An 8,247-nucleotide genomic window follows, 5' to 3' on the forward strand; every position below is an offset into this window, starting at 1 on the left:
TTACAGATTAGTTAATCGCTTTAGTTCATACAGCATATCTAAAGCTTGTTTAGGGCTGTAATCATCAGGATTAATCTGAGCGAGCTTTTCTGTCGCAGCTGATGATAGCGGCTCAGGCATGGTAAGATTAAGTGCCTCTTGGATAGGGACGTTCTGTGTATTCGCTAAATCGCGACTTTCAAGCATATGCAGTTTTTGTTTGGCAGCTTTTATGACATGAGCTGGAACGCCTGCAAGTGATGCGACTTGTAATCCATAACTTTTACTTGCAGCACCTTCTTGCACAGCATGCATAAAGGCGATGGTGTCATCATGTTCTACGGCATCTAAATGCACATTGGCAGCGCCTGATATTTGTTCAGGTAGTTGAGTCAACTCAAAATAGTGAGTTGCAAATAAGGTTAGCGCTGCCACTTTTTCAGCTAAGTATTCAGCTGCAGACCACGCAAGCGATAGTCCATCATAGGTTGATGTTCCTCGGCCAATTTCATCCATTAATACTAAGCTTTTCGCTGTCGCATTGTGAAGGATGTTTGCTGTCTCAGTCATTTCAACCATAAAAGTTGAACGCCCAGATGCCAGATCGTCAGATGCGCCAATACGGGTGAATATGCGATCAATGGGGCCAATCACAGCTTTTTGCGCAGGCACAAAACTGCCTATATGTGCCATAAGCGTGATTAGCGCGACTTGGCGCATATAGGTTGATTTACCGCCCATATTAGGCCCAGTGACAATCAGCATACGTCGCTCTGGTGCCAGTGCAACTGGGTTGGCGATAAATGGACTTTGGCTGACTAGTTCAACGACTGGATGACGACCCGCTTCTATATGAATACCAATTTCATTACTAATTTGTGGGCAGTTATACCCTAATGTTTCTGCACGCTCAGCAAAATTACTAAGTACATCTAACTCCGATGCAGCTTGAGCAAATTGCTGTAATTCATGTAACTTGGGTAAAAGTAAATCGAACAATTCTTCCCAAAGTTGCTTTTCAATTGCCAAAGCTTTGCCTTGGCTTGAAAGTACTTTCTCTTCGTATTCCTTAAGCTCAGGGGTGATATATCGCTCAGTATTTTTAAGAGTCTGGCGACGTTGATAGCTTAATGGTACTTGATCAGATTGTAAGCGGCTGACTTCAATGTAATAGCCGTGCACTCGGTTATAGCCAACCTTTAGCGTATTAATGCCAGTTTGTTCTTTTTCACGGGCTTCCATTTGTACTAAATAATCATTGGCACCTTCGCTAAGGCCACGCCACTCATCTAACTGAGCATTATATCCTGAACGGATAACGCCACCGTCACGGATTAGCATTGGCGGGTTATCAACAATGGCTGATTGCAATAATTGTTGTTGCTCAGGAAACTCACCTAATAAAGCTGCTAAGCGTTGCATTTCTGCTTGTTTGCAGTGACTGAGTGTTTGTTGGATTTCAGGCAACAAATCTAAGGCTTGGCGAAGGCGTGCAAAATCCCTAGGACGAGCACTACGAATAGCAAGGCGAGCCATGATACGTTCGATATCGCCTAAGGCTTTTAATTGTTGGTGTAAGTCAGCAAATAAGCCTGTTTCTATTAACTCAGAAACCGCTTGTTGTCGTTGGCTTATATGCTGTTGATCGCGCAATGGCTGATGGATCCAGCGCTGTAACATTCGGCTGCCCATTGGCGTAGCCGTTTTATCTAATACCCAAGCAAGAGTGTTATCACGAGAACCCGAAAGATTAACGGTCAACTCAAGATTACGCCTAGTTGCGGCATCTAAAATTATCGTATCAGCTTGGTTAAACATGGTAATGCTGCTGATATGGGGTAGAGCTGTTTTTTGAGTGTCTTTTACGTATTGCATAAGACAGCCAGCGGCTTGTAAAGATAAACGCGCATGGCTAACACCAAAGCCATGAAGGTCTTTTGTGCCAAACTGTTCCAGCAATAACTGGATACTAGTGTCGTAATCAAATTCCCATTCAGGGCGACGTCTAATACCCTTAAGGTTCTCGATAAGATGCCTATCAGCTAAATCTTCACTGTATAAAAGCTCTGCAGGGCTAGTACGCTGCAACTCAGCTTCTAATGTTTCTGAATTCTCAAGTTCAACAATGACAAATCGACCTGATGACACGTCCAAAGTTGCGTAGCCATAGCCATTTTTACCTTGGTAAACCGCAGCGAGTAAGTTGTCTTGTCTTTCTTGTAATAAGGCTTCGTCAGTTAAGGTGCCAGGGGTAACAATACGAACGACTTTACGTTCTACTGGACCTTTACTGGTAGCGGGATCGCCAATCTGCTCACAAATAGCGACTGATTGACCAATTTGTACTAGCTTGGCGAGATAACCTTCAACGGCGTGATAGGGTAAACCTGCCATAGGTATTGCATTGCCGCCACTCTTGCCTCTAGCAGTAAGTGAAATCCCTAATAGTTCAGAAGCCAGTTTGGCGTCTTCATAAAATAATTCATAAAAGTCTCCCATACGATAAAACAAAAGCATCTCTGGGTGCTGTGCTTTTAGCGTCAAATATTGACGCATCATTGGGGTATGCTTTTCTAAACTTGGGTCTTCATTTACGGTCATTAAGTAGTTGCTCTTAATCTGGCTTTAATACGGGATAATAAACGGGGCTCATCTTAACAATATTTAGTTTGATTCCCAATAAGCGATGTTCATACAGTGACTTTTAGAAAGACAAGTACTGTTATTTATTACGAATTAAATCTTTGAAAACTCGATAATTCACATTCGCTCATACTAGTGTATACAGTAGTTTGTTCAATGAGCTCTTTGAGGTTTTAAAACTTATTTTGGTTATTAGGTATTGATTAATAAGATAAAAATATTATACGAATGAAATAATGTCAAAAAAGTATACAGTAACTATTGATACTGTATGATTATACAGTATACTGAGCTCATATTGTTAGACAGACAAATTTATTCGTTACCAAGTTCGCATGTCGAATTGAGTCACCTTAAAGGGATAAAGAGAATGAAAGCAGATCCAAATAAAGAGAAAGCGTTAAATGCCGTATTAGGCCAAATTGAAAAGCAATTTGGTAAAGGTTCAATCATGAAGTTGGGCGCAGATCGCACAATGGATGTTGAAACAATTTCTACTGGCTCACTTTCATTGGATGTTGCACTAGGTGCTGGTGGTTTACCAATGGGACGTATCGTAGAAATCTACGGTCCTGAATCTTCTGGTAAAACAACCTTAACACTTGAAGTGATTGCAGCAGCACAGCGCCAAGGTAAAACTTGTGCCTTTATTGATGCTGAACACGCACTTGACCCTATTTATGCGAAAAACTTAGGCGTAGATATTGATAACCTTTTATGTTCTCAGCCTGATACGGGTGAGCAAGCGCTTGAGATTTGTGATGCATTAACACGCTCTGGCGCTGTTGATGTGATTATTGTCGATTCGGTTGCTGCATTAACACCTAAAGCAGAAATCGAAGGTGAGATTGGTGATTCGCACATGGGCTTAGCGGCACGTATGATGAGCCAAGCAATGCGTAAACTTGCTGGTAACCTTAAGCAATCAAACACACTGCTTATCTTTATTAACCAAATCCGCATGAAAATTGGTGTTATGTTTGGTAACCCAGAAACCACAACGGGTGGTAATGCACTTAAGTTCTACGCTTCAGTTCGTCTTGATATTCGCCGTACAGGTGCGATTAAAGATGGTGATGCTGTTGTGGGTAATGAAACACGCGTGAAAGTGGTTAAGAACAAAATTGCTGCGCCATTTAGACAAGCTGAATTCCAAATCCTCTATGGTAAAGGGATTAACCGTACTGGCGAGTTAGTTGATTTAGGTGTAGCGCATAAGCTTGTTGAAAAAGCAGGTGCATGGTACAGCTATCAAGGTAATAAAATCGGTCAAGGCCGTGCTAATGCTGGTAAATACTTAGTTGAAAACCCAGCAATAGCTGAAGAGATTGAAACTAACTTACGTCAAATGCTATTAAGCAAAGAAAAAGAAGCAGCTCCTGCAGAGTCTGATGAAAATATCGATTTAGAAACAGGTGAAGTTTTTTAAATCGAGTTTAACTCCAAGGTAGCAGGAAGCTAACTCGAACAGCTATAAACTAAGTTATCTTTAAACGAGTTTCTCTACAGCTTGCTTGAAATTAATAAATCGCGATTGGTTTTGCCAATTGCGATTTTTTTATATTTTGAAATAGTTTGTAATGCGAGTAAGTCATTAGTAAAAATGCTTTAAAACTAGAACAGAGTTTTGCCTTTTCGAACTGCTAGGAATTTTCAGAATATAACCCTAAGATCTTGCCATCACCATCAAATCGCTAGGGTAATTAGTGAATTACAGATGATTCCCTAGTCAAGCTTGATGAAGGCTAGTTATCATGTGGTTCGTGAAATAAAGACTATTTAAGTTATCGCAATATTGTCATAACGCTCCTTTCAATTTTGATTTGGACTATTTAGGCCATAAAATTGAATTGTCGATTAACATAATCGCTCCCAAATGTAAGAAAATCGCTAATCTAAGCCGCTAGATTCTCGCACCTTCAGTTTGTTTAAGTATATAATGTTGCCAATATTCGAGCTGTTATACAGCTTCAAGATAAATAGAATTTATCCATTTAGGGCGATTTCATGTTTCAGACCACCACAGAATTAAGAAGCGCATTTTTAGCGTATTTTGGTAACAACGGACACCAAGTTGTCGACAGTAGCTCATTAGTGCCGCATAACGACCCAACGTTATTGTTTACTAATGCGGGTATGAACCAGTTTAAAGAAGCTTTTCTTGGCTTGGAAAACCGTGGTTATACTCGAGCGACAACATCACAGCGTTGTGTTCGTGCTGGTGGTAAACACAATGATTTAGACAATGTCGGTTATACCGCTCGTCATCATACGTTTTTTGAAATGTTAGGTAACTTCAGCTTTGGCGATTACTTTAAAGAAGAAGCGATTTCATTTGCATGGAACTTCTTAACTCAAACATTGAAATTACCGACAGAAAAATTATGCGTCACTATCTATGATACTGATGATGAAGCATTTGAAATTTGGAATAAGAAAATCGGCGTTGCAGCTGAAAATATTATTCGCATTGGTGACAACAAAGGCGCAGCTTACGCTTCAGATAACTTCTGGCAAATGGGTGACACTGGCCCTTGTGGTCCATGTTCTGAAATTTTCTATGATCACGGTGAGCACATTTGGGGCGGCCGCCCAGGCACACCTGAAGAAGATGGCGATCGTTTCATTGAAATCTGGAATATCGTATTCATGCAGTATAACCGTCAAGCTGATGGTGAAATGCAGCCGTTACCAAAACCTTCAGTTGATACTGGTATGGGCATTGAGCGTATTGCAGCAATTATGCAAGGTGTACACTCAAACTACGAAATCGATATATTCCAAGCCTTAATCAAAAAAGCCGCTGAAATTATCAATGTAGAAGATTTAGAAAATAAATCATTGCGCGTTATTGCCGACCATATTCGTTCTTGTTCATTCTTGATTGCTGATGGTGTTATGCCATCAAATGAAGGTCGTGGTTACGTGCTACGCCGAATCATTCGCCGTGCAGTACGTCACGGTAATAAGCTAGGGGCGACTGAGACATTCTTTTACAAGTTATTACCTACACTTATCGAAGTGATGGGCGATGCGGGTAAAGGCCTTGTTGAAGCGAAAGCGATTATTGAAAAGTCGTTGAAAGCGGAAGAAGAACAGTTTGCTAGAACTCTTGAGCGTGGTTTAGGCATTCTAGATGCTGCATTAAACGAGTTAAGCACTAATGTGTTAGACGGTGAAACCGCATTCAAACTTTACGATACTTATGGTTTCCCTGTTGATTTAACGGCAGATGTTTGTCGTGAGCGTGATATTACTGTTGATGAAGCAGGTTTCGAAGCAGCAATGGCAGAGCAAAGAAGCCGTGCACAAGCAGCTGGTAACTTTGGTACTGATTATAATAGCGGCCTGAAAATCGAAGGTGAGACTGAATTCTGTGGTTATACCGAATTAAATGGTCAAGGCGTTGTAACAGCAATCTACGTTGAAGGTGTTGCAGTAGAGTCACTTGCCGCAGGACAAGACGCTGTCATCGTATTAGATAACACGCCGTTTTATGCTGAGTCTGGTGGACAGGTTGGTGATAAAGGTCAACTGTCTGTTGATGAGACGGTATTTACTGTCGCTGACACTCAAATTTTCGGTCAGGCTTTTGGTCATGAAGGTAAGTTAACTGCTGGAACCTTAACCCTTGGTCAAACCGTTAACGCTGAAGTGGATAAAAAACTACGTCATCGTACTCAATTAAACCATTCAGTGACGCATTTATTACATTCCGCATTACGTAATGTATTGGGCACCCATGTGAACCAGAAAGGGTCATTAGTAAACCCTGAACGTTTACGTTTTGACTTTGCACATTTTGAAGCTGTTACTGCAGCAGAACTTAAGCAAGTTGAAGAAATGGTTAACACTCAAATTCGTCGTAATCATCAACTGAAAACCGCAGTAATGGGGATTGATGAAGCCAAAGAGCAAGGCGCTATGGCGTTATTTGGTGAGAAGTACGACAACGAAGTACGTGTCGTTACCATGGGCGATTTCTCTATCGAGCTTTGTGGTGGTACTCATGTGGGCCGCACTGGTGATATTGGTTTATTCAAAATCACATCAGAAGGTGGTATAGCTGCGGGTATTCGTCGTATTGAAGCAGTAACTGGCGCAGCAGCAATGGCTTATGTAGCAGAGCAACAAGCTCAGCTTGATAAAGCGGCTTCATTACTTAAGTCTGATTCTGCTTCTGTGGTTGTAAAACTAAAAGCACAGCTTGATAAAGTGAAGCAACTTGAAAAAGAAATGTCTCAGCTTAAAGACAAGTTGGCGGCAGCAGCGAGCGCAGATATTGCTGGCGAAGCCATTGATCTTAACGGCGTTAAAGTATTAGTTAAAAAACTTGAAGGTGCAGATCCTAAATCACTTCGTGGTTTGCAAGATGAATTAAAGCAAAAGCTTAATTCAGCGATTATCGTATTAGGCATTGCAAACGAAGGCAAAGTGAACTTAATTGCGGGTGTGAGCAAAGATCTTGTAGGTAAAGTGAAAGCGGGTGAGTTAGTTGCTATGGTTGCTCTGCAAGTTGGCGGTAAAGGCGGTGGACGTCCTGATATGGCTCAAGCTGGTGGTACTCAGCCTGAGAAACTTGATGAAGCGTTAGCGTTAGTACAACCATGGTTAACAGAACGTTTAAGCTAGTAATGAACCATAACTGTTCTAACGGATAGTTTAGGTGATGATTTAAGAGATTAAACTGTTTTATTTCATCATCTTTTGATCTCAGTCGCTTTATGGCTTGAGTGATTGTTTAAGGTTTGGCATAGTAGATTTATTGATGTTGGTTAATAAGTTAACCAACATCAATATTTTGTATAATCTGGTTCAAAGCACTACAAATTAATTGGTTATAGATTTTTATGCTAATTTGATGATGAAAGCAGCAACTTGATGCGAAAGTTCTGTTTTAGCTTTGTCTAAAGAATGGTCTGCAAATGTTAACAGCTTGATACGAGCAGACTTTTAAAATGCCAAAATTCTTTGATTTTCGATTTTTTACGCTAAAAAGCTTAAAAATTTTATTGATTTAGTGTCGTCACTAATGATTTGTATTAAGCTAACACTATTAAACGCGCATATTACGGATAGAAGCTGGTGTATGCTGATTGGACTAAAGGAGCAATCGAATGCTGATTTTGACTCGCCGTGTAGGCGAAACATTAATGATAGGTGATGAAGTGACTGTTACTGTACTGGGTGTTAAAGGTAACCAAGTACGTATCGGTGTGAATGCACCTAAAGAAGTATCAGTTCATCGTGAAGAAATTTATCAACGTATCCAGTCTGAAAAATCTGGAAATAGCACCCCTGAGGGTGGCAATTTCTGATAAATCAGAATTGTTAAGCGTTATACCATTTAAGCCAGTGAAAGCTGGCTTTTTTGTGTCTGACACAAAAATGAACCAACCTTTGATTATGAGCTTTGAATATAACCGAACCAGCTATTATTGAATGAGTTAGTCGTGTTTCGGTTTGTGTTATTTCTGTATGTCATGAACAATCTTTTAATGATTCGATTATTCTGTATAGCACTTTAGGTCCCCCGAAGCTTACTCAGATTTTGCTGATTCTCTCATCGTTGTACTCGTTTTATATTCCTTCTTCTATCCACTCTACTATTCCTTCTTCTATCCA

Annotated in this window: 4 protein-coding genes; 3 read left to right on the forward strand and 1 reads right to left on the reverse strand. The window is 40.5% G+C overall.

The window, feature by feature from the left end; all coding sequences use genetic code 11:
- A complete protein-coding gene (gene mutS / locus BCU84_RS04810; protein ID WP_102526963.1) occupies window positions 1-2,580 on the reverse strand; it encodes a DNA mismatch repair protein MutS in 2,580 nt (859 codons plus the stop codon).
- A gap of 412 nt (window positions 2,581-2,992) precedes the next feature.
- Between mutS and recA the strand changes: the two genes are divergently transcribed.
- The 3 genes from recA to csrA all read left to right on the forward strand — a co-directional run bounded on the left by recA (window position 2,993) and on the right by csrA (window position 7,940).
- Window positions 2,993-4,051, forward strand: coding sequence for a recombinase RecA (recA, locus tag BCU84_RS04815; RefSeq protein WP_102526964.1), 1,059 nt, complete (start codon window positions 2,993-2,995; stop codon window positions 4,049-4,051).
- 578 nt (window positions 4,052-4,629) lie between these two features.
- Window positions 4,630-7,254 carry an alanine--tRNA ligase gene (gene alaS, locus BCU84_RS04820; RefSeq protein ID WP_102526965.1) on the forward strand — a complete coding sequence of 875 codons (2,625 nt, stop codon included), beginning with the start codon at window positions 4,630-4,632 and terminating at the stop codon, window positions 7,252-7,254.
- A gap of 485 nt (window positions 7,255-7,739) precedes the next feature.
- Window positions 7,740-7,940: a carbon storage regulator CsrA gene (gene csrA / locus BCU84_RS04825; protein WP_102526966.1), complete on the forward strand. Its 201-nt coding sequence runs from the start codon at window positions 7,740-7,742 to the stop codon at window positions 7,938-7,940.
- Window positions 7,941-8,247 lie beyond the last annotated feature (307 nt).

It is taken from the genome of Shewanella sp. 10N.286.51.B7, from assembly GCF_002873615.1.
Lineage (GTDB): Bacteria > Pseudomonadota > Gammaproteobacteria > Enterobacterales > Shewanellaceae > Shewanella > Shewanella electrodiphila.

Coding starts and splice junctions, on each gene's coding strand:
- mutS (WP_102526963.1), bottom strand. CDS start 2,580: ATGACCGTAAATGAAGACCCAAGTTTAGAAAAGCATACCCCAATGATG.
- recA (WP_102526964.1), top strand. CDS start 2,993: ATGAAAGCAGATCCAAATAAAGAGAAAGCGTTAAATGCCGTATTAGGC.
- alaS (WP_102526965.1), top strand. CDS start 4,630: ATGTTTCAGACCACCACAGAATTAAGAAGCGCATTTTTAGCGTATTTT.
- csrA (WP_102526966.1), top strand. CDS start 7,740: ATGCTGATTTTGACTCGCCGTGTAGGCGAAACATTAATGATAGGTGAT.